Source organism: Nocardia yamanashiensis (assembly GCF_021183565.1).
In the GTDB taxonomy this organism is placed as follows: domain Bacteria; phylum Actinomycetota; class Actinomycetes; order Mycobacteriales; family Mycobacteriaceae; genus Nocardia; species Nocardia yamanashiensis.
This window is the reverse complement of the sequence record NZ_CP089226.1, coordinates 5409240-5429525: the sequence shown is the minus strand read 5'-3', so window position 1 is coordinate 5429525 and position 20286 is coordinate 5409240. Positions and strand designations below refer to the sequence as shown.

The 20286-nt window shown below is 69.0% G+C and carries 19 protein-coding genes and 2 tRNA genes; 14 read left to right on the top strand and 7 right to left on the bottom strand.

The window, feature by feature from the left end; genetic code table 11:
* The first annotated feature begins 29 nt into the window (after nucleotides 1–29).
* The 6 genes from LTV02_RS25535 to LTV02_RS25510 all read left to right on the top strand — a co-directional run bounded on the left by LTV02_RS25535 (nucleotide 30) and on the right by LTV02_RS25510 (nucleotide 6940).
* Nucleotides 30–1529, top strand: coding sequence for a CoA-acylating methylmalonate-semialdehyde dehydrogenase (locus LTV02_RS25535; protein ID WP_233034385.1), 1500 nt, complete (start codon nucleotides 30–32; stop codon nucleotides 1527–1529).
* A 3-nt stretch (nucleotides 1530–1532) separates the two neighbouring features.
* The gene (locus LTV02_RS25530; RefSeq protein ID WP_233034384.1) at nucleotides 1533–2672 is read left to right on the top strand and encodes an acyl-CoA dehydrogenase family protein; all 1140 of its coding nucleotides are present in this window, start codon (nucleotides 1533–1535) and stop codon (nucleotides 2670–2672) included.
* Complete coding sequence (locus LTV02_RS25525; protein ID WP_233034383.1) at nucleotides 2669–3817, top strand: enoyl-CoA hydratase/isomerase family protein; 1149 nt, start codon at nucleotides 2669–2671, stop codon at nucleotides 3815–3817. The genes LTV02_RS25530 and LTV02_RS25525 overlap by 4 nt, the downstream gene beginning before the upstream one ends.
* Before the next feature lie 44 nt (nucleotides 3818–3861).
* On the top strand, nucleotides 3862–4722 hold the full coding sequence (gene mmsB, locus LTV02_RS25520) for a 3-hydroxyisobutyrate dehydrogenase (RefSeq protein ID WP_233041702.1): 861 nt from the start codon (nucleotides 3862–3864) through the stop codon (nucleotides 4720–4722).
* Nucleotides 4719–5495 carry an enoyl-CoA hydratase gene (locus LTV02_RS25515; RefSeq protein WP_233034381.1) on the top strand — a complete coding sequence of 259 codons (777 nt, stop codon included), beginning with the start codon at nucleotides 4719–4721 and terminating at the stop codon, nucleotides 5493–5495. Before mmsB ends, LTV02_RS25515 begins: the two co-directional genes overlap by 4 nt.
* Before the next feature lie 116 nt (nucleotides 5496–5611).
* On the top strand, nucleotides 5612–6940 hold the full coding sequence (locus tag LTV02_RS25510; RefSeq protein ID WP_233034378.1) for a hypothetical protein: 1329 nt from the start codon (nucleotides 5612–5614) through the stop codon (nucleotides 6938–6940).
* Between the two features lie 27 nt (nucleotides 6941–6967).
* On the opposite strand, the gene LTV02_RS25505 is transcribed toward LTV02_RS25510, so the two are convergent.
* Both LTV02_RS25505 and LTV02_RS25500 read right to left on the bottom strand, forming a co-directional pair.
* Nucleotides 6968–8017: an acetate and sugar kinases/Hsc70/actin family protein gene (locus LTV02_RS25505; RefSeq protein WP_233034377.1), complete on the bottom strand. Its 1050-nt coding sequence runs from the start codon at nucleotides 8015–8017 to the stop codon at nucleotides 6968–6970.
* Between the two features lie 76 nt (nucleotides 8018–8093).
* Complete coding sequence (locus tag LTV02_RS25500) at nucleotides 8094–8636, bottom strand: MarR family winged helix-turn-helix transcriptional regulator (RefSeq protein ID WP_067722148.1); 543 nt, start codon at nucleotides 8634–8636, stop codon at nucleotides 8094–8096.
* 110 nt (nucleotides 8637–8746) lie between these two features.
* Between LTV02_RS25500 and LTV02_RS25495 the strand changes: the two genes are divergently transcribed.
* Nucleotides 8747–8818, top strand: a tRNA-Cys gene (locus tag LTV02_RS25495).
* A 54-nt stretch (nucleotides 8819–8872) separates the two neighbouring features.
* Here LTV02_RS25495 and LTV02_RS25490 read toward each other — a convergent pair.
* Nucleotides 8873–9355, bottom strand: a complete 483-nt coding sequence (locus LTV02_RS25490) for an Rv0361 family membrane protein (protein ID WP_233034376.1) — start codon at nucleotides 9353–9355, stop codon at nucleotides 8873–8875.
* A 152-nt stretch (nucleotides 9356–9507) separates the two neighbouring features.
* Between LTV02_RS25490 and LTV02_RS25485 the strand changes: the two genes are divergently transcribed.
* The 6 genes from LTV02_RS25485 to LTV02_RS25460 all read left to right on the top strand — a co-directional run bounded on the left by LTV02_RS25485 (nucleotide 9508) and on the right by LTV02_RS25460 (nucleotide 16147).
* On the top strand, nucleotides 9508–10527 hold the full coding sequence (locus tag LTV02_RS25485) for an iron ABC transporter substrate-binding protein (RefSeq protein ID WP_233034373.1): 1020 nt from the start codon (nucleotides 9508–9510) through the stop codon (nucleotides 10525–10527).
* Nucleotides 10528–10529: 2 nt separating this feature from the next.
* Complete coding sequence (locus LTV02_RS25480) at nucleotides 10530–12080, top strand: ABC transporter permease (RefSeq protein ID WP_233034371.1); 1551 nt, start codon at nucleotides 10530–10532, stop codon at nucleotides 12078–12080.
* Nucleotides 12077–13177: an ABC transporter ATP-binding protein gene (locus LTV02_RS25475; RefSeq protein ID WP_233034369.1), complete on the top strand. Its 1101-nt coding sequence runs from the start codon at nucleotides 12077–12079 to the stop codon at nucleotides 13175–13177. The genes LTV02_RS25480 and LTV02_RS25475 overlap by 4 nt, the downstream gene beginning before the upstream one ends.
* A gap of 364 nt (nucleotides 13178–13541) precedes the next feature.
* Nucleotides 13542–13889: a prealbumin-like fold domain-containing protein gene (locus LTV02_RS25470; RefSeq protein WP_233034367.1), complete on the top strand. Its 348-nt coding sequence runs from the start codon at nucleotides 13542–13544 to the stop codon at nucleotides 13887–13889.
* A 124-nt stretch (nucleotides 13890–14013) separates the two neighbouring features.
* Nucleotides 14014–14622, top strand: a complete 609-nt coding sequence (locus LTV02_RS25465; protein ID WP_233034364.1) for a TIGR03086 family metal-binding protein — start codon at nucleotides 14014–14016, stop codon at nucleotides 14620–14622.
* 139 nt (nucleotides 14623–14761) lie between these two features.
* Complete coding sequence (locus LTV02_RS25460; RefSeq protein ID WP_233034363.1) at nucleotides 14762–16147, top strand: hypothetical protein; 1386 nt, start codon at nucleotides 14762–14764, stop codon at nucleotides 16145–16147.
* Here LTV02_RS25460 and LTV02_RS25455 read toward each other — a convergent pair.
* The gene (locus LTV02_RS25455; RefSeq protein WP_233034354.1) at nucleotides 16102–17373 is read right to left on the bottom strand and encodes an alpha/beta hydrolase family protein; all 1272 of its coding nucleotides are present in this window, start codon (nucleotides 17371–17373) and stop codon (nucleotides 16102–16104) included. The genes LTV02_RS25460 and LTV02_RS25455 overlap by 46 nt on opposite strands.
* Before the next feature lie 123 nt (nucleotides 17374–17496).
* Between LTV02_RS25455 and LTV02_RS25450 the strand changes: the two genes are divergently transcribed.
* Nucleotides 17497–18300 (top strand): SDR family oxidoreductase, encoded by an 804-nt coding sequence (locus tag LTV02_RS25450; protein WP_233034353.1) that lies wholly within the window; start codon nucleotides 17497–17499, stop codon nucleotides 18298–18300.
* A 57-nt stretch (nucleotides 18301–18357) separates the two neighbouring features.
* On the opposite strand, the gene LTV02_RS25445 is transcribed toward LTV02_RS25450, so the two are convergent.
* From LTV02_RS25445 to LTV02_RS25435, 3 genes are all read right to left on the bottom strand, one after another.
* A tRNA-Arg gene (locus tag LTV02_RS25445) sits at nucleotides 18358–18430 on the bottom strand.
* A 115-nt stretch (nucleotides 18431–18545) separates the two neighbouring features.
* Nucleotides 18546–19277: a DUF305 domain-containing protein gene (locus LTV02_RS25440; protein ID WP_067722129.1), complete on the bottom strand. Its 732-nt coding sequence runs from the start codon at nucleotides 19275–19277 to the stop codon at nucleotides 18546–18548.
* On the bottom strand, nucleotides 19277–20230 hold the full coding sequence (locus tag LTV02_RS25435; protein ID WP_233034343.1) for a DUF3105 domain-containing protein: 954 nt from the start codon (nucleotides 20228–20230) through the stop codon (nucleotides 19277–19279). The genes LTV02_RS25440 and LTV02_RS25435 overlap by 1 nt, the downstream gene beginning before the upstream one ends.
* Nucleotides 20231–20286: the final 56 nt, after the last annotated feature.

Here is a 20286-nt window from a genome sequence, read left to right as displayed (position 1 = left end):
TCGCGCGCAAGCTTCGAGACAGGACTGGCATGGTTCGCGAACTCACCCACTTCATCGGCGGGCAGCACGTCCCGGGAACGTCCGGCAAATTCGGCGACGTCTACAACCCGAGCACCGGACAGGTGCAGGCGCGGGTGCCGCTGGCGTCCAAGTCCGAAGTGGAAGCCGTCATCGCGAATGCCGCCGAGGCGCAGCGCGAATGGGCCGCGTTCAACCCGCAGAAGCGCGCCCGCGTGCTGATGAAGTTCCTGACCCTGGTGCAGGACGAGATGGATTCGCTGGCCGCGCTGCTCTCCGCCGAGCACGGCAAGACCATCCCCGACGCCAAGGGCGATATCCAGCGCGGACTCGAGGTCATCGAATTCGCCACCGGCATCCCGCATCTGCTCAAGGGCGAGTACACCGAGAGCGCCGGCACCGGCATCGACGTGTACTCCATGCGGCAGCCGCTCGGCGTGGTCGCGGGCATCACCCCGTTCAACTTCCCGGCCATGATCCCGCTGTGGAAGGCCGGACCGGCGCTGGCCTGCGGTAACGCCTTCGTGCTCAAGCCCTCCGAGCGCGACCCCTCGGTGCCGCTGCGGCTGGCCGAGCTGTTCCTCGAGGCCGGGCTGCCGGCCGGTGTGTTCAACGTGGTCAACGGTGACAAGGAAGCCGTCGACACGCTGCTGGGCGACGATCGGATCAAGGCCGTCGGCTTCGTCGGCTCCACCCCGATCGCGCAGTACATCTACGAGACCGCGACCGCCAACGGCAAGCGCGCGCAGTGCTTCGGCGGGGCCAAGAACCACGCCATCGTCATGCCGGACGCCGACCTCGACGATGTGGCGGATCAGCTCATCGGCGCGGGCTACGGCTCGGCGGGCGAGCGCTGCATGGCTATCTCGGTGGCGGTGCCGGTGGGCGAGGAGACCGCGGATCGCCTGCGCGACAAGCTGATCGAGCGCGTCGGCAAGCTCAATGTCGGCCTCTCCGACGATCCGGGCGCGGACTTCGGGCCGCTGGTCGGGCGCGACGGCGTGGACCGGGTGAACAACTACGTGCAGATCGGCGTGGACGAAGGCGCGGAGCTGGTCATCGACGGACGCGGCCTGGTGGTCGAGGGCGGCGAAGAGGGCTTCTTCTCCGGCGCAACGCTTTTCGACCGCGTCACCCCCGAGATGCGGATCTACAAGGAGGAGATCTTCGGTCCGGTGCTGGCCATCGTGCGCGCCAAGGACTACGAGGAAGCCCTCGCGCTGCCCAATGAGCACGAATACGGCAATGGCGTGGCCATCTTCACCCGCGACGGCGACACCGCCCGCGACTTCGCGGCGCGCGTGCAGGTCGGCATGGTCGGCATCAATGTGCCCATCCCGGTGCCGATCGCGTACCACACCTTCGGCGGCTGGAAGCGTTCCGGCTTCGGCGATCTCAACCAGCACGGCCCGGACTCGATCCGCTTCTACACCAAGACCAAGACGGTGACGCAGCGCTGGCCCTCCGGCCTCAAGGAGTCCAACGCCTTCGTCATTCCGACCATGGACTGACCGATGTTCGTACTAGACGAGGAAGAGCAGGCGATCGTCGAGACCGCCCGCTCCTTCGCCGACGAGCTACTGGCGCCGAACGCGCTGGAATGGGACGAGCGCAAACACTTCCCGGTGGATGTGCTGCGCAAGGCCGGATCGCTCGGGCTGGGCGGCATCTACGTGGGCGAGGACGTGGGCGGGTCGGAGCTGCGGCGGCTGGACGCGGTGCGCATCTTCGAACAGCTCGCCACCGGCTGCCCGGCCATCGCCGCCTACATCTCCATTCACAATATGGCGACGTGGATGATCGACACGTACGGCGATGCGGCGCAACGGAATCGGTGGCTGCCGGGGCTCACGTCCATGGACCTGCTGGCCAGTTACGCGCTCACCGAACCGTCGGTGGGCTCGGACGCGGCGGCCCTGAGCACCAAGGCCGTTCGCGACGGCGACGACTATCTGCTCACCGGGGTCAAGCAATTCATCTCCGGGGCGGGCAGCACCGACGTCTACGTGATCATGGCGCGCACCGGAACCGAAGGGGCGCGGGGGATCTCCGCTTTCATCGTGCCCGCCGACACGCCGGGACTGTCCTTCGGCGCCAACGAGAAGAAGATGGGCTGGAACGCGCAGCCCACCCGCCAGGTCATTCTCGACAATGCCCGGGTGCCCGCCGCCAACCTGCTCGGCGCGGAGGGCAACGGCTTCCGCATCGCCATGAACGGGCTCAACGGCGGGCGGCTGAATATCGCCGCCTGCTCCATGGGCGGCGCGCAGGCGGCCCTGGACAAGACCGTGGCCTATCTGGCCGAGCGCAAGGCCTTCGGCTCGCGCCTGCTGGACAACACCGCGCTGCAGTTCGAACTCGCCGATATGCGCACCTCTTTGGAGGCCGCCCGCACCCTGCTGTGGCGCGCCGCCGCGGCCCTGGACGCCGACGCCCCCGACAAGGTGGAGCTGTGCGCCATGGCCAAGCGGTTCGCCACCGACGCCGGGTTCGATGTGGCCAACAAGGCCCTGCAATTGCACGGTGGCTACGGTTACCTGGCCGAATACGGTATCGAGAAGATCGTTCGCGACCTGCGGGTGCATCAGATTCTCGAGGGGACCAACGAGATCATGCGGGTGGTTGTCGCCCGCTCGGTAGTAGGAGCAGCATGAGCGAGCCTGAGGTTTTGATCGACAAGCGCGACGGGCTCGGACTCATCACGCTGAACCGGCCCAAGGCCATCAACGCGCTGACCCATGCCATGGCGCTGGTCATCCTGGACGCGCTGCGCGCGTGGGAGCACGACGACGAGGTGCGCACCGTGGTGCTCACCGGCGCGGGCGAACGCGGGTTGTGCGCGGGCGGCGACATCGTGGCCATCCACAACGACGCGAAGAACATCGTCGCGGCGCGACAGAACCTGGAGAACCCGACCCCCGCTGCTGGGGCAGCGGGGGTCGGAGGGGCTGAGGGGGCGAGTGGCGTTGCCGCCGCGGAATCGGCGACCGGGAAGTTCTGGCGCGACGAGTACATCCTGAACGCCTACATCGGCCGGTACCCGAAGCCGTACGTGGCGGTCATGGACGGCATCGTGATGGGCGGCGGCGTCGGGCTGTCCGGGCACGCCTCGCATCGCGTGGTCACCGAACGCTCCATGGTCGGCATGCCCGAGGTCGGCATCGGCTTCATTCCGGACGTGGGCGGCACCTACCTGCTGTCGCACGCGGCCGGTGAGATCGGCACCCACGTCGGGCTCACCACCGCGCGCATGAACGCCGGGGACGCCATCGCCGCCGGATTCGCGGACTATTTCGTTCCGTCCGAACAGCTTCCGGCGCTGCTGGACGCGCTGCGGGAGAACCCCGCCGACGTGGCGATCGCGAAATTCGCGCAGCCCGCGCCGGTTTCGGAGTTCGTGGCCCAGCGCGACTGGATCGACGCCTGCTACAGCGCGGACACCGTCGAGGAGATCGTGAACCGGCTGCGCAACGACGGCCGCGCCGAGGCCGCCAAGGCCGCGGCCGATCTGCTGGCGAAATCGCCTGTCGCGGTGAAGGTCACGTTGCGCTCGCTGCGGGCGGCGCGCACCGCCGCGGACCTGGAGACCGCGCTGAACTCCGAATACCGGGTGTCGATCGCCTCGCTCGCCACCCACGACCTGGTGGAGGGCATTCGCGCCCAGGTCATCGACAAGGATCGCAATCCGCAATGGTCGCCCGCGACCCTGGCGGACGTCACCGACGCCGACGTGGACGCCTACTTCGTCCCGCTCGGCGCGCACGAATTGGGTTTGGCCGCACCGAAGGACGAGCAGTGAGCACAGATGTGAACAAGAAGGTCGCCTTCCTCGGCCTCGGGCACATGGGCGGCCCGATGGCCGCCAACCTGGTCAAGGCGGGCTACGAAGTCCTGGCCTTCGATCCCGTGCCCGCGGCGCGGGAACAGGCGAAGGCCGACGGCGCGACCGTGGTCGGCACCGCCGGCGAGGCCGTGGCGGCCTCGGACCTCGTCGTCACCATGCTGCCCAACGGGCGCATCGTGCTCGACCTCTACTCCGAGATCCTCGCGGCCGCCAAGCCGGGGACGCTGTTCGTGGACTGCTCGACCATCGACGTGGCCGATGCCAAGCGGGCCGCGGAACTGGCTGTGGCAGCGGGACACCGGGCCCTGGACGCCCCGGTCTCCGGCGGCGTGGCGGGCGCGGCGGCGGGCACCCTCACCTTCATGGTGGGCGGCGCGGACGCCGACTTCGCCGACGCCCTGCCGCTGCTGGAGGTCATGGGCGGCAAGGTCGTGCACTGCGGCGGCGCGGGCGTCGGCCAGGCCGCCAAGATCTGCAACAACATGCTGCTGGGCATTTCGATGATCGGGCTGGGCGAGGCCATCGTGCTGGGGGAGAAGCTGGGGCTCACGCACGACAAGTTCTTCGATGTGGTGTCCACCGCGTCGGGGCAGTCGTGGGCGCTGACGTCCTACTGCCCGGTGCCGGGACCGGTGCCGACCAGCCCCGCGAACAACGACTACAAGCCGGGCTTCGCGACCGCGCTCATGACCAAGGACCTGGGTCTGGCCGCGAGTGCGCTGCAGGCCAACGGGGTCGACGGGCAGATCGGGCAGCTCGCGGCCGAGATCTACCAGCGCTTCAACCAGGACGAAGCTGGCAAGGACTTCTCGGCTATCGTCACCGATATCCGTAAGCGATCTGGAGAGGAACCCGCGTGAGTGTGTTCGAGACCATTCTGTTGGAGCGGAAGGGCCGCGTCGCCCTCATCACGCTCAACCGGCCGAAGGCCCTGAACGCGCTGAATTCGCAAGTCCTCGAAGACATCTCGGCGGCGCTCGACGAACTCGAGCACGACAACGAGATCGGCGCGGTGGTGCTCACCGGTTCGGACCGGGCCTTCGCGGCCGGCGCCGACATCAAGGAGATGCAGACCAAGTCCTACATGGACATGTTCCTCGCCGACCACTTCGCCGGCTGGGACCGTCTGGTCGCCTTCCGCAAGCCCATCATCGCGGCGGTCGCGGGCTACGCGCTGGGCGGCGGCTGCGAACTGGCCATGATGTGCGACATCCTGATCGCCGCCGACACCGCCAAGTTCGGACAGCCGGAGATCAAGCTCGGCGTCATCCCCGGCATGGGCGGCTCGCAGCGCCTCACCCGCGCCGTCGGCAAGGCCAAGGCCATGGATCTCGTTCTCACCGGCCGCAATATGGACGCCGAGGAAGCCGAGCGCGCCGGCCTGGTCTCCCGCATCGTCCCGGCCGCCGACCTGGTCTCGACCGCGCTCGAGGTGGCCACCACCATCGCCTCCATGTCGCTGCCCTCGGTCATGATCGCCAAGGAAGCCGTCGACCGCTCCTTCGAAACCACCCTCACCGAGGGCCTGCGCTTCGAACGCCGCGTCTTCCACTCGCTGTTCGCCACCGACGATCAGAAGGAAGGCATGACCGCCTTCGTCGAGAAGCGCGCGCCGAACTTCGGCAACAAGTAGGCTGCGCTCACGTTCCATCGCAACGTCCCGCCATTCCGCGCGAATGGCGGGGCGTTTTGTGTCGGTGGGGCCCAATAGAATTGGGGGGTAGGGGCGAGCGAACTGGGGGTTTGCCGATGAGGTCCGAACTTGTCTACACAATCGAGCGGGTATGCGGCCTGGAGTTGGGAGACTGGTCGGTCCAGGCGGTGACGAAGGCGGCGACCGCGATGCCCGGATGGTGGACGGTGAAATCCACCAATGCCTACACCCGGATCGCCACGCCCGCCGGCTATCTCGACTTCCAGTGCGGGAAGGCCAGACCGGAGCGGGGCGAGTACCGCGGCGCACAACTCTCGCTGCCGGCTCACCTGCACGACAGCGAGGAATTCGGCACGCTCGTCACGGAATTGGCGCAGGCGGGCGCCCCGGTCCCGCACCACTCGACGGCTGTGGCCACCGGACTCCGCTGGCAGCTACCCGACCGCACGCTGCTGCTGCAACGCAGCAACCGGCTCGCGTGGCTGGAACTGCGCCCGACCCGGCCCGGCGCCGATCTGGTGCCGGAGGCGGACCTGGACCGGATCGAGCGGTTCGCCCGGACGTTGCACGACCTCGGACCCGGGCCCTGGTCCCCGGCGGAGCTGGGAACCGCTGCCGGACAACCGGTTTCGACGGTGAGCGTATGGGAGCACCGCAACGACGCCACGGCGGGCGAACGCCGGGCGATCTACGGCGCGGTACTGGACGCGGTGATGGGGGTCATCGGCGGGCCCACGCTCTACGGCGGCCGGTCCGACGGCCCGGAAGTGCGCTGGCGCAATGCGAATCGCACCCTGATACTGCGTGGCCGGGCCGGAGACATCCGCTTCGAGGGGTACGACACCGAGTCGCTGGACCGCGACGAGAAACTCGAATTCGACAGCAGCGGTGGGCAAGACGCGCCAGCGACCGCCGAATCGACCGAGTTGCCGTATCTCTGGCAGCTCGACCGGAACGGCGCCGGAGACAATCCGGAATCGTTCCCCGAGGGCAGCGCGGCGCGGACCATGAGCCAATGGCAGGATGCGCTGACCCGCTTGTTCACCGCGCTGCGCGAACAACTGTCCCCGCAGGTGGGAGCCGACACGCTCGACTTCCAGATTCTGCTGCCGTACGAGGAAGCCCGCCTGGGAGTGGCCGTCGAACCCGGCGGACTGAGCGTGCTGCTGCAGCATGCCGGTGGCAGCTACTCCACGGCCGCCACCACCGCGATGCGGGCGCGCGGCTGGCAGCGCAAAACCTGGTACGGGTGGGCGACCAGGTTTCCCTTCTCCGAACCGGAGAGCGCGTCCGCGGCGGCGGCGCTGCTGGTCGCGGAGGCCCAGGCGCGGGGCGTGTGGTCCCCGTCCGAGCTACGTCGCACCACGGTGTCCTGCGGTGCGCGCGGCACGGTACGGCTGACCGGGCTGGGTCTCGCACGCTGACGCCCGGCGCGCACCCGGGCGGGCGGCTCAGCCGTGTTTGGGCGGACCGACCACTTCGACGGTCGGGGGTTTGCCGTCGGTGTGGTCGCCGGTCTGCCGGTCCAGCGCGAGCGCGCCCACGATGGTGCCGCCCAGGGTGGCGGTGACCGCGACCGCGGCCACCAGCTTCTTGCGCGATACCGGCGAATCGGGATTGGCGTGGGCGTGCACCACCGGTGCGGACCGGACGCTGCGCACCCGGCGCGCGGAGGGGCGTTCGGCGGCCAGCAGGACCGCGCCGCGGGTGGAGACGAACTCGGGTTCCGGGTCGTAGATCAGCGGCATGGCCAGCTGGTGTTTCAGCTCGTCGCGGATGCTCTTGTTGCGGGAGCAGCCGCCGAGCAGGGCCACCGCCGAGGGGTGCACGCCGGTCTCCTCGACCATGTGCCGGATGAAAGAAGCCGAATGGTGGATGCCGGCTTCGACGAGCTCGGCGAAATCACTGCGGGTGACCACGGTGCGGTGGCCGGAGATGGGATCGCAGACCGTCAGTACCCGGTCCGAGGCGAGCGCTTCCTTGTGCCGGCGGGTGACGCCCATGTCCACGGTGACGCCGCCCCGCACGAGTAACCAGCGTAGGAGGGCGTCGTGGCCGTCGCCGCTGAGCACGGTGCTGCGCTTGGTGGCGATGATGGCGTCGGTGCGGCAGTCGATCTGGGTCAGGGTGAGACCGGAAGCGCCCAGGTCGTAGAGCACGACCGAGCCTTCGGCCGGCAGCCGGCCGGTGAACCGGAGATATCTGAGCTGCGCCACCGGCTCGTCGATGACGGTGAGTCGATTGCGGCCGGCCGTGGTGCGCAGCGCGTCGGCGTGCGAGGTGCAACGGCAGGTGGCGGCGATGCCGGTAATGAATTCGTCGCGCTTGGCGGCGGACTTGCGCATCAGGCGGATGGCCTCGAAAACGCCCTCTTCGACGCCGCCGCCGCTACGCCTGGGCACCAGGCAGCGGTCGATGGGCGGCAGATGCGGCTGGTCGGAATGGGTGAGCATGGCGCGTGCGCCAGCAGCGCCCGCCGACACCCCGAGGACCAGCACCATGGCCTCCATGGTGAACCTATTCCGGTCCGATTCCAAGACTATGACGCAGGAAATTGGCTAGTCGGATGCTGGACGGTTACTGTCCGGCCCAGCGGCTGGCCTCGCTACCGGTGTCGAAGTCGCCCGCGGCTTGCCGGAATTCCGCCAGCAATTGCAGCAACAACTGCAAACGCTCCGGCGGCAGACCGGCATCGGCGAAGACCTGCCGATTCAATTGACCGGTGGCCTTGTCGACCAATTCCCGCCCGGCATCGGTGATTTCGATCAAGGTGGCCCGGCGGTCGCTGGGATGCGGGACCCGCTTCACAAGCTTCGCAGCCTCGAGCCGGTCCACGGTATTGGTGACGCTGGTCGGATGCACCTGCAGCCGGGCGCTGGCCACCGCCATCGGCAACGCACCCGTTTTGCTGAAGTTCAGCAGCATCAGTAGCTCGTAGCGGGAAAACGTCAGCCCGGAGGGCTTCAACGCCACGTCCACCCGCGCCATCACGATCTGCTGGGCTCGCACCAGCGAGGTGACCGCCGCCATCCCGTCGGCGACATCGCCCCAGCCGTGCTCGGACCACTGGCGATGCGCCTCCTCGATGGGATCGAGCGGCAGGGGACGGGGCCGAGACATGCCCCGATCATCGCACGGCGGCCCCGCATCGTCCGACATCGTTGGAATCACCCTGATTTCAACGATGGGCACGGCCGCTCCGGACGGCCAGAATGGACCGGACAAAGCATGCGGGTGTGTCCGAGTGGTTTAGGAGAGGGTCTGCAAAGCCCTTCACGCGGGTTCAATTCCCGCCGCTCGCTCTGTCGGATCGGCCCCGGTGAGAATCTCGCCGGGGCCTTTTCGTTCGCCGGCCGCTATTTCCCGTCCGAGGAGCAGACCTTCCAGCTGCCGTCCTCCCGGCGGAGGTGCTCATTGCCGGTGGTCTGTTTGCCTTCCGCGCCCGGCAGTGCGACGGTGCCCTTCATTTCGGCGGTGGCCCGGTCGCCGGTGATGGCGACCTTGCCGACCGAATCGATGTGGATCTCGAAGCGGCCCTGCTCGGCGGCTTTCTTCTGGGCGTCCGAAAGTGCTTGGTATTCGGTGCGATCGGGGGCGCAGGCCTTGGTGGAGGCGACGCCCGGCCCCTCCTTGCTGAGGGCCTGGTAGAAGTCCCGGACCGCCGATTCGACCTGCTGTTCCTCGGTCTTGGCGGTGCCGGTGGAGCCGGCCGCGGCGGTGCAGCCGCTCAGCAGGGTGGCGCCCAGGGCGAGAGCCCCGATCAGTAGGTGAAGCTTGCTTGAAGATTGCTGAACGTCCTGAACTGCGCTGTACCGTTGTCCGCCGGGCGGGAAGGTCATCGGGTTCCTTGTGCTCGCGCCACCACTGAATGTCCGCAGACTACGGCAAAACCGTTGCGATTCGGTGGGGTGCCGCCTCCGTCCGGTTTCAATGGTTGTACGTTGGTTAGCCAAACCTCAGCGATGAGGATTGGCGTGTCGAAAGGACGGTCATGACGGCGGCTCGATGGAAACTCGTGTCCGGAGCGCTCGCGGCTATCACGCTGCTCGGAGTCACGGCCTGCTCCAACTCGTCCGGCGACGACAACGAGATCCTCGTCTACAACGCCCAGCACGAGTCGCTGACCAAGGAGTGGGCCGCGGCCTTCACCAAGCAGACCGGCATCAAGGTCACCCTGCGCCAGGGCGGCGACACCGATCTCGGTAACCAGCTCGTGGCCGAGGGCAAGAACTCGCCCGCCGACGTCTTCCTCACCGAGAACTCGCCCGCCATGGCGCTGGTCGAGAACGCCGGGCTCTTCGCCGATCTGGACCAGAGCACCGTCGCCAATGTGCCCGCCGAATACCGGCCGTCCACCGGCAAATGGACCGGAATCGCCGCGCGCTCCACGGTTTTCGTCTACAACACCGGCAAGCTGACCGCCGACCAGCTGCCCAAGTCGCTGCTGGATCTGCAACAGCCGCAGTGGAAGGGCAAGTGGAGCGCGGGCGCGTCCGGCGCCGACTTCCAGGCCATCGTGGCCGCCCTGCTGGAGCTGAAGGGCGAGGACGCGACCAAGGCGTGGCTGAAGGGCATGAAGGAGAACGCCATCGTCTCGCAGAACAATGTGACGACCATGAAGGGCGTCAACGCGGGGCAGTTCGACGGCGGCGTGATCTACCACTACTACTGGTACCGCGATCAGGCCAAGACCAAGGAGAACAGCGGCAATACCGCGCTGTACTACTTCAAGAACCAGGATCCCGGCGCCTTCGTCTCCGTTTCCGGTGGCGGCGTGCTGAAGTCGAGCAAGAAGCAGGAGAACGCGCAGAAGTTCGTCGCCTTCATCACCTCGCAGCAGGGCCAGGAAGTACTGCGCGACGGTGACTCGATGGAGTACCCGGTGGCGAGCAATGTGAGCGCCAATCCCGCACTGCCGCCGCTGAACACGCTCGGCGCGCCCAAGATCGATCCCGCCAAGCTGGACGCCAAGAAGGTCACCCAGCTGATGACCGAGGCGGGTCTGCTCTAACCGTGGCAGTCCGGACCGCTGTAGCCACCCGGGCCACCAGGCCCGGGCTTCTCGTCGCGATCGCCGCACTGCTCTTGGTGGCGGCGACTTTCGTGCCCTTGGGCTACATCGTGTCCACCCTGATCTCCAATGGCGTGAGCGAGACCGCACACCTGGTGTTCCGGGCGCGCGTCGGCGAATTGCTGAAGAACACCGCGAGTCTGGTGGTGCTCACGGTGCCGATCTGCGTGGTGCTGGGCGTCGGCCTGGCCTGGATCGTGGAACGCACCGACGTGCCGGGCACCGCGCTGTGGGGGCCGATCTTCGCCGCCCCCTTGGCCGTTCCCGCTTTCGTCAATTCCTACGGGTGGGTGAGCGCGTTCCCGTCGCTGCACGGCCTGTGGGCGGGCGTGCTCATCGCCACCATGTCGTATTTCCCGCTGGTCTATCTGCCCGCCGCGGCCACCCTGCGGCGGCTGGATCCGGCGGTGGAGGAATCGGCGCGGGCGCTGGGCTCGGGGCCGTTCGAGGTGTTCGTGCGCGTGGTGCTGCCGCAATTGCGGCTCGCGATTCTCGGTGGCGGACTGCTGATCTCGCTGCACCTGCTCGCCGAATACGGCGCGTTCGTCATGGTGCGGTTCTCCACCTTCACCACCGCCATCTTCGAGCAGTACCAGTCGAGCTTCGCCGGATCGGCGGGCAGCACCCTGGCCGGCGTGCTGGTGCTGTGCTGCCTGGTGCTGCTGGCCGGGGAATCGGCCGCCCGCGGGCATGCGCGCTATGCCCGGATCGGCAGCGGCGTGCCGCGCGCGGCGGTGCGGGTCCGGCTCGGCGCCGGTAAGGCCCCGATGTTCCTGCTGCTGGCCGCCGCCCTGGTGGCGGCGCTCGGCGTGCCGCTGTGGACCATCCTGCGCTGGCTGCGCATCGGCGGTGCGGCGGTGTGGGATTGGGCCGATATCGGCGAGGCGCTCGGGCAGACCGTCGGGCTGGCGGCCACCGCCGCGGTGATCACCACGCTGTGCGCCTTTCCGGTCGCCTGGATCGCGGTGCGCTCCACCTCGCGATTCGCCCGCGTCATCGAGGGCTGCAACTACATCACCAGTTCGCTGCCGGGCATCGTGATCGCGCTGGCCATGGTGACGGTGACGCTGAAATGGCTGCCCGCCGTGTACCAGACCGCCGCCATGGTGCTGGCCGCGTACACGCTCATGTTCCTGCCGCGCGCCCTGGTGAGCGTGCGCGCGGGCCTGGCGCAGGTGCCGGTCGGCCTGGAGGAGGTGTCGCAGGCGCTCGGAAAGTCTGGCGCCGTCACCTTCTTCCGCGTCACTCTGCGGCTCACCGCGCCCGCCGCTGCTGCCGCCGCGGCGATGGTTTTCGTGGCGGTAGCCACCGAGCTCACCGCGACTTTGCTGTTGGCTCCCAACGGAACTCGCACCTTGGCCATGCGCTTCTGGTCGCTGTCCGGCGAACTGGACTACGCGGCGGCCGCGCCCTACGCGCTGATCATGATCATCGCGGCGGTGCCGGTCACGTATCTGCTGTTCACTCAATCCAGAAAGGCGGCGGGGGTATGAGTCGTCTTGTCGTAGAGAATGTTTCGAAGCACTTCGGGGGCAACCTGGTGCTCGATGAGATCTGCCTCGATGTGCCCGACGGCAGCGCCACCGCCGTGGTCGGGTCCTCCGGCTGCGGTAAGACCACGCTGCTGCGGGTGATCGCCGGATTCGAGCACCCGGACGCCGGATCGGTGTCCGTCGGCGCGGAAACCGTGACGCGCCAAGGGTTCACGCTGCCCGCGCATCGCCGCAATATCGGCTACGTGGCGCAGGACGGGGCGCTGTTCCCGCATCTGACGGTGGGACAGAACATCGCCTACGGCCTGAACGGCGGGCTGGCCGGACGGCGAAAGCACAAGCAGCGCATCGCCGAACTCCTGGACATGGTGTCGCTGGACGCGTCCTACGCCGATCGCCGCCCGCATCAGCTCTCCGGCGGTCAGCAGCAGCGCGTCGCCCTGGCCCGTGCGCTGGCTCGCAAGCCCGAGGTGATGCTGCTCGACGAGCCCTTCAGCGCGCTCGACACCGGACTGCGCGCCGCCACCCGCCAGGCCGTCGCCGAAACCCTGCGCGCGGCGGGCATGACCAGCATTCTGGTCACCCACGACCAGGAGGAGGCGCTGTCCTTCGCCGATCAGGTCGCGGTCATGTGCACCGGCCGCTTCACCCAGGTGGGCGCGCCCGCCGAGGTCTACGCCGCCCCGGCCGATCTGTTCACCGCGGGCTTCCTCGGCGACACCGTGCTGCTCGACGCCACCGTCGGGGCCGGCACGGCCGACACCGCGCTGGGCCGCATCCCGGTCCAGTCCGGCGCCCCGAATTCCGCCGCCACCGTCATGATGCGACCGGAACAGCTTGTCGCCCATGTGGTTTCGAACGGCAGCCGCGGCCGCGCGACGGTCCGCGCCGTCGAGTTCCGGGGCGCGGACGTCATGCTGAGCCTGGACCTGGACGGCCGGGCCGAGCCGATCCAGGTGCGCCGGGTCAGCGTCGGCGCACCCACGGTCGGCGATCGGGTGGATATCGAAGTCCTCGGTGCGGCAGTGGCTTTCACATCCGAGCAGTGTGCCGCCGCGGTGGCGCGGAACGATTCGGCTGTCGCGTCGGCGGCGTGAGGGCGGGGGCACGTAACCCCATGAGATCAGCACGCACAGGCCGAAGAACGCCGTCCACACCCGGTGATTCATCGCCGAACCTGACGCGATATCCGTGACACCGCCGGTCAGCGGAACGAACTCCGCGATCGCGGCGGCGGTCCAGAACCCGCCTGGGGTGAGGCGATTGCCGTCCAGATCCGGTGCACGCGGATTCGGCCCTGATGATGGTGGTCAGCCGATACCCGAGGACGCGAGGCTCGCCCCGGAGTTTCCTGCTCATGCTCCGGTGACCGGACGCCCGGATGTAATGTGACCGGCCCGCGGCGGCGACCACCTATATTGACCGGTGGACCAAACGTCCGGCTTCATTCGAGGAGATCCTTTGCGCCGCTCGCTGTTCGCCCTGTCCGTCCTCGCCGCCGCCTGCGCCGCGACCCCGCTCGCCGCCGCCGAGCCCGCCGACGCCGCGGTCCAGGTGCGGGCCGTGTGGGGGCCCGAACAGTTCCCGATCGGCGAGGTCGCCGCCGAGGTCGCGCCGTGCACCGGCGGGGCCCCGGCCACCGTGACCACCGGCGCCGACGGCACCGCGACCTTCCACGGCGGCGCGGGCTGCTACCAGGTGAAGGTGGCCACCCCCACCGGCTGCTCGCTCGACGGCGACCCCACCCAGCAGGTCACGGCGGTGCCGGGCATCACCCCCATCGCCACCTTCCGATTCCGCTGCGCCTAGGTCGTCACCGCGCCCGAGGCCACACCGCGCCGAAGGTCTGGCTGCGCCGAGGTCCCGTGCCGCAGACCTTCCGGGTGCGCTGAAGGCTCCACGAACAGCTTTGCGGCAGGACTACTCTGGCGGCATGGGCGACACATCGCGTTCGGACCCGACCGTCGATCTGGTGGAACGGGCGGTCGCCCAGCTGGGTGACGTCATCGCCGCCGTGCGTCCGGACCAGGCCGGACTTCCCACTCCGTGCGAGGAGTGGCGGGTGGGCCGGTTGCTGGACCATCTCGTCGGGCAGGATCTGCCCGCCTTCACCACCGCCGCGCGCGGCGAGGACGTGGACTGGGCGTCGGTCCCGCACGAGGAGATCGACGCCGACTGGAGCGCGGAATTCGAGGTGCGCTCGGGCCCGCTGCTGGAGGCGTGGCGTTCGGGCGACCTGGATCGCCCGGTCCGGGCGATGGGCGGGACCGGGCCGCTGCGCGGGCGCGCGGATCAGCAGATCGCCGAATTCGCCATGCACACTTGGGATCTCGCTCGCGCCACCGGGCAGAAACCGGAACTGGACCCGGAACTCGCCGAACGCGCGCTGGCCTGGTCCAAGCGATTGCTGCGGCCGGAGTATCGCGGTCCGGGCAAGGCCTTCGGCCCGGAGGTGCCGGTCGCCGCGGACGCGCCCGCCTACGACCGGCTGGCCGCCTGGTTCGGCCGGGATCCGCACTGGCACGCCGGCGCTTCGGCCTGACTCGCCGCCGCGCTCGCGGACTATGAGGAAAGTCACCGCGTCGGCCCTTGTGGTCGCTTGTTGTTAGCCTGTGAGTAAGTTTGCTGATTCTTTTGCTTGCAGCGCGATAGGCGTCGCATCACCGACAGGTAGGTGAGAGATGGGCGCGAAATTCGCGATGGCCCGACCGGCCCAAGTGGCCGCCATGCCCGATTTGCGCAGGTTCGCGGGGCAGCTCGAGGGCATCGCGGCCTTCCTCGGCGCAGTGGTCGCCGGACTGTTGCTGATGGCCCCGCTCGATCTGGCGTGGACCGCCGAGGGCCCGATCCTGCAACTCGACATGCTGGTGCTCAATATGCCCCGCGCCGCCGCCGCGGGCGCCATTTTCGCCGCGGTGGCCGCCGCGCTCGCCGTCGCCCTGGGCCGCCGCACCGCCTGGGTCGCCGCCTTCGGCAGCCTGCTGGTGCTGTTCGCCGGACATCTGACCGACCGGGACGTGGCCACCACCGGCACCCTCACCACCGTCAACTACATCGACTCCATCTTCGGCGGCATCCTGCTGGGCGCGCTCGCGGTGGCCGCCTTCGGCAAACCGCTCACCCGCGCCGCCTTCCTGATCGGCGCGCTGTCGGCCATCCTGATCGGCGATCTCACCGCCCTGCCCGCCGGGCACGTGACCGACCGTTCGCTCATCGAATGGGCGTCCAGCGGCACGCCGCCGATGTGGCTGCTGCTGCTCACCGTGCCGGCGCTGGCCTGCGCCCTGCTGATGCAATGGCTGCGGCCCACCGAGGAGGAGACCTCGGATCTGCCCATCGGCCCCATCCTGGCCGCGCTGCTGCTGGTCGTCACCGTGGCGTTCTCGACCGAGTGGTTCGTCCGGCACACCGACAATCTGCCGAATGTCGCGGTGGTGGCGGCGGGCACCGTGCTGGCCGGGCTGGTGGCCGCGCTGCTGCTCCCGGGCCGGGACGGGGCGGTGCTGCTGCTCATGATCGCGGTCACCAATGCGGGCAGTGCGATAGTGGCGGTGCCCCGGCCGGATTGGAGTGCGCCCATCCCGATCGCCGCCGTCGCGGCGGGCTATTTCGCCGGTCGGCGCTTCCCCTCGCCGTGGATCGGGCTGGCCGGGATCGCCGCCCTGTCGGTCTTCGCGGGGGTCACCGCGAACCAAGCCCACACCGGTGCGATGCTGCCGGTCCTCGGCATCACCGCGATCGGGCTGGTGACGGGTTACTGCTTCGCCGCCGCCTTGCCGAACGGAGCGCCCGGCGTGGCGGTGGGATTGGCCGTGCTGCTGGTGCCCTGCCTGGTGATCGCCATGCGCGGCAACAGTTTCGGCCGGGTGGCGTATTCACCGCGCTGGTATCGCGACCCGCAGGGGCTGACCTCGGCGGCCCCCGGCTGGGCGGCGCTGGGCGTCACGGCCGGATGCGCGCTGGCCTTGGCATTGCTCTATCGCATCCGGCGGCGTCCGGCGGCCGCGAAGCTACGCCCGGATCAGCGGCCGAATCTGGCGTTGACCCAGGCCAGCGCATCGCGATAGGACGCCTCCAGCACGCCGCGATGGTCGATGCCCGGATAACCGCGGTACTCCACCGGACGGCCGGACGCGCGCTGCTGGATCACCATGGCATCGGTGGCGACCGCGGGCACTGTGGTATCGGCGCGCCCCTGTAGCACCAGCAGCGGTTGCGTGAAAGGCAGTGCGCTGGGGTCGTTTTCATCGAGCACCCGGGTCAGTGCGGCGATGTCGCCGTTCGGCGCGAAGACCTCGGCGGCGTTCAGCCCGCCCCATTCGTCGGCCTGCCGCAGTTGCCCGATGCAGCCCGTGTCGGCCAGCGCCAGCATGTCGTCGGAACGCCGGGTCAGGAAGCGGGCCGGATCGACCACGGTGACCGTCTGCGCGCCCCGGATGATCAGGGGCAGAAAGGAAGTCGCGCCGCCGGTGATCGGAGCCAGAACCGGTGCGGCGCCGGCCGCGGTGGCCAGTTGCGACGCCTGTACGCCCAGCCCCTGATGCGAGGCCGGCGCCAGCGCGACCGAGCCGAGCAGTTCCAGATCCGGAGCCCATTGCCGCGCTTGGGAATTGGTGAAGACGGCGGCCTGCCCGCCCTGTGAATGCCCGACCGCCACCCAGCGGGTGCCGATCTCGGCATCGATTTCCCGTGCGGCCCGGGCCATATCGGTGACGGCCCGCTGTTCGGCGGTCCCGATCAGATAGCCGTGCGGTCCGGGCGTGCCCAGGCCCTGGTAATCCGTCTGCGCCACCGCGTAACCGGCGGCCACCCACTGTTCCTGGACCCGGCGCACCAGGGCGGTGTAATCGTGCGCCGGATACTCGGGCGAGGAATCCAGCGACGGCGCGCACATATCGGCCACGCCGGTGGTGCCGTGCGCCCAGGAGATGAGCGGCCAGCCGCCGGGCGGGGGAGTGCCCTCGGGGATCGCGACGGTGCCGGAGACGGCGACGGTGCGGCCCTGCATATCCATCGACCGGTACAGCACCAGGTAGTTGCGCGCGCCCGCCAAGCCGGGATCGCCGGTGATCGATCGCAATTGGATGACCGAACCGTGCGGTCCCGCCACCAGTTCCGCGGCCGGGGTGTAGAAGGCCAGGGGGTCGGGTTCCCCGGCGGCGGCGGCCGTGCCCGTCGCGGTCACCATTCCGATGCTGGTCAGGGCGGCCGCGAGGGCGGGCGTGAGTCGTCCGGAACGCCGGGCGCGCCGAGCTGCCGGATGTGGCGCGGAGGCGTTTCCGATGTCCGACATGTCCAAAAACATACCGGTCCGTTGATCTCCGTGGTGGCAATGAACCCGCCCGTGTCACACCTGGGCCGGCTGTCCCGTCATCCCGGTGAACCCGGAAACAGAGCGCGGAGAAAAGAGCGGACGATGACCATCGATAACCAGAACGTCAAGGCGCACAACCGGATTGCCGTCGCGGGCGCCACCGGACGGCTGGGCCGCCACGTGGTGGCGGTGCTGCGCGAGCAGGGTCACGAGGTGGTGGAGATGTCCCGTTCCCAGGGCGTGGACGTGGTCACCGGCGCGGGCCTGGCGGAGGCGCTGACCGGAGTCGACACGATCATCGACGCCTCCAGCACGCCGTCCCCCGACCTGGCGGTCGCCACCGAATTCTTCACCGCCTCGGCCCGCAATCTGCATGCCGCCGGGCAGGCCGCCGGGGTGCGGCGGCTGGTGGTCGTCTCCATTATCGGAATCAATGCCGCCGCAGCCGGATACAACCTGGCCAAGCAGATCCACGAGCGGGAGGTGCTCGCCGGTCCGGTGCCCGCGGTGATCCTGCGCGCGGCCCAGTTCCACGAATTCGTGGAACTGCTGCTGCGCTGGGGCACGCGGTGGGAGACCGCGAACCTGCCGAAGATGCGCACCCAGCTGGTCGCGGCCCGCACCGTGGCCGAGGAACTGGTCCGGCTGGCCTTCGATCCCGAAGCCACTGCCGCCGTGCCCTTCCCGGAGATCGCGGGCCCGCGTGAGGAGCGCCTGGCCGAGGCGGCCGCACAGCTCGCCGAACACCTCGAACTGCCGGTGACGGTGGACGAGGTCTCCGATCCCGCCAACCCCGACACCCCGCTGAACGAGAACGGCGGCCTGCTCCCCAATCCGCACGCGCGCCTGGCCGGGCCCACCTTCGCCGAATGGCTGGCCGCGCAGCGCGAATCGGTCACCGCCTGAGCCGCCCGCGCGAACGAGTAAGGCCCCGACCGTGGTTCACGGTCGGGGCCTTATCGGTGCCCTCGGCAGGAATCGAACCTGCGGCCTTTTGCTCCGGAGGCAAACGCTCTATCCCCTGAGCTACGAGGGCGGGGATGGTCCCGCTCGGGTTTCCTCGAGCAGGCTGGGAAAGCCTATCGCATTGGGTGCGCTGCGCCAAAAACCGGTGTGGACCGGGCGTTTTGCGGCCCGGTCCACCCTCGGATTCAGTTCATCGGCAGCGGCGCGGAGCCGCGGGCCGCGAGCATCTGGGTCATCAGTTCGGCCTCGCTGGTCTGCGTCTTGGCCATGCTCTGCGCCAGCGCGCGCACCACATCGGTGTCGGCGCGCTGCTCGGCGTACTCGATCATGCCCATGCCGCCCTGGTGGTGGCGCAGCATGAGTTGCAGGAACTGGATGTCCAGCGCGGTGCCGGTGGCCTTCTTCAGCGCCGCCAGCTCGTCCTGAGATGCCATGCCGGGCATGGTGTTCATCGGTCCGGTGTGCGCCGCGGTGCCGCCGCCGTGATGCGAGGCCCCGGAAGTGCCTGTCATCCAGGACATGTAGCCGTCGGTGGCGAGGAACGGTTCGCCCCAGCCCTGCAACCAGGCCTGCATGCGGCCGATCTGGTTCTGCTGGGTGGTGAGGATGTCGTAGGCGAGCCGCTTCACGTCCGGATCGGTGGAACCGCTCAGCGCCACCGCCGACATCTCCACCGCCTGGGCGTGATGCACCGACATGTCTTGGCTGAAGCCGATATCCACCGGATTCGGATCGGCCTTGCCGGCTTTCTCCAGCGGAATGTGGGCGAACAGGCCGAGCGCCACGCCGATCAGCAGGACGCCGATGACGCCCAGCACCAGCAGCGCGGTGCGCTGACTCCGCTGCGGGGCGGCCGGATCGGCGTCCGGGGCCTGGTCGTGATCGAAGACGTCGTCGCCGGACACGAGGGGCGGCATCACTGGCCCGGCTGCTGCTGACCGGCCTGCGGCTCGGTCTGCGGGGCCTCGGCCGGGTTCGGAATGCTCGGCACGCCCTCGGGCGTCAGGCCGGCGCCGCCGAGGCCGCCGGTCGGGTCGATGCCGGTGAGACCGCCGGGCAGACCGGTCAGGCCGCCGGGCATGCCCGGAATGCTGCCCAGGCCGCCGCTGCCCTCGTTCTGCACCTTGGTCGCGCCCTTACCGTCCATCGGCACCGCGTCCGGGCCCGGGGCCGACGCGTCGAAGGCGGGCGGGTTCTTGGTGTCGAAGGTCGGGTTGGAGCAGCTCGCGCCCACCTCGGGGTAGAACTTCTCGTTCAGGCGCAGATCCTTGATGAAGCGGTCCACGCGCGAATCGCTCACGCTCTGCACCTTCAGCTGATGGCCCCACGACATCAGCGCGACCGGGGCGTCCAGGCCCGGGTACGGCGACATCAGCGAGTAGGGCTTGCCGGCCACCTTCTGCTTCAGGGTGTCGATGCCGGCCGCGTCCACCTTGTCCGGGTTGTAGGCGATCCAGACCGCGCCGTGCTCCAGCGAATGCACCGCGTTCTCGGTGCGGATGGCCTTCTCGTAGACCGTGCCCATGCAATCGGCCCAGGAACCGTCGTGCGGGCCGCCGAAGGGCGGGGCCTGGTCGTAGGCCACGCGCTGGGCGGAGGCCACGTGCAGCCCGGCCGGGTAGTCCTTCTTGACGATGCCGTCGATGTACGCGGAAGGGTTCTTGAGCTCTTCCTTGGCGTTGTACTTCGGCACCAGATAGGCCGCGATTCCGCCGATCAGGGCGAGAATCGACACCACGGCCGCGATGGTCAGCCAGGGAATCTGACGCTTGCCACCGACTTTGCCACCCCCACCGCGTTTCTTGGACGGGGCGGACTTGCCCGCCGCCTTGATGGCCTTGGCCGACTTGGCGCTGGTCCTGCTCGGCATGGTTTTGGTGCTCTTTTCGACGTATCGGACAATCAAACGGTGCGGCCGCATCGTTT

Excerpts from the sequence above, each read along its gene's own strand:
- LTV02_RS25535 (WP_233034385.1), top strand. The coding sequence starts at position 30 with ATGGTTCGCGAACTCACCCACTTCATCGGCGGGCAGCACGTCCCGGGA.
- LTV02_RS25530 (WP_233034384.1), top strand. The coding sequence starts at position 1,533 with ATGTTCGTACTAGACGAGGAAGAGCAGGCGATCGTCGAGACCGCCCGC.
- LTV02_RS25525 (WP_233034383.1), top strand. The coding sequence starts at position 2,669 with ATGAGCGAGCCTGAGGTTTTGATCGACAAGCGCGACGGGCTCGGACTC.
- mmsB (WP_233041702.1), top strand. The coding sequence starts at position 3,862 with ATGGGCGGCCCGATGGCCGCCAACCTGGTCAAGGCGGGCTACGAAGTC.
- LTV02_RS25510 (WP_233034378.1), top strand. The coding sequence starts at position 5,612 with ATGAGGTCCGAACTTGTCTACACAATCGAGCGGGTATGCGGCCTGGAG.
- LTV02_RS25505 (WP_233034377.1), bottom strand. The coding sequence starts at position 8,017 with ATGGTGCTGGTCCTCGGGGTGTCGGCGGGCGCTGCTGGCGCACGCGCC.
- LTV02_RS25500 (WP_067722148.1), bottom strand. The coding sequence starts at position 8,636 with ATGTCTCGGCCCCGTCCCCTGCCGCTCGATCCCATCGAGGAGGCGCAT.
- LTV02_RS25490 (WP_233034376.1), bottom strand. The coding sequence starts at position 9,355 with ATGACCTTCCCGCCCGGCGGACAACGGTACAGCGCAGTTCAGGACGTT.
- LTV02_RS25485 (WP_233034373.1), top strand. The coding sequence starts at position 9,508 with ATGACGGCGGCTCGATGGAAACTCGTGTCCGGAGCGCTCGCGGCTATC.
- LTV02_RS25475 (WP_233034369.1), top strand. The coding sequence starts at position 12,077 with ATGAGTCGTCTTGTCGTAGAGAATGTTTCGAAGCACTTCGGGGGCAAC.
- LTV02_RS25465 (WP_233034364.1), top strand. The coding sequence starts at position 14,014 with ATGGGCGACACATCGCGTTCGGACCCGACCGTCGATCTGGTGGAACGG.
- LTV02_RS25460 (WP_233034363.1), top strand. The coding sequence starts at position 14,762 with ATGGGCGCGAAATTCGCGATGGCCCGACCGGCCCAAGTGGCCGCCATG.
- LTV02_RS25455 (WP_233034354.1), bottom strand. The coding sequence starts at position 17,373 with ATGTCGGACATCGGAAACGCCTCCGCGCCACATCCGGCAGCTCGGCGC.
- LTV02_RS25450 (WP_233034353.1), top strand. The coding sequence starts at position 17,497 with ATGACCATCGATAACCAGAACGTCAAGGCGCACAACCGGATTGCCGTC.
- LTV02_RS25440 (WP_067722129.1), bottom strand. The coding sequence starts at position 19,277 with ATGCCGCCCCTCGTGTCCGGCGACGACGTCTTCGATCACGACCAGGCC.
- LTV02_RS25435 (WP_233034343.1), bottom strand. The coding sequence starts at position 20,230 with ATGCCGAGCAGGACCAGCGCCAAGTCGGCCAAGGCCATCAAGGCGGCG.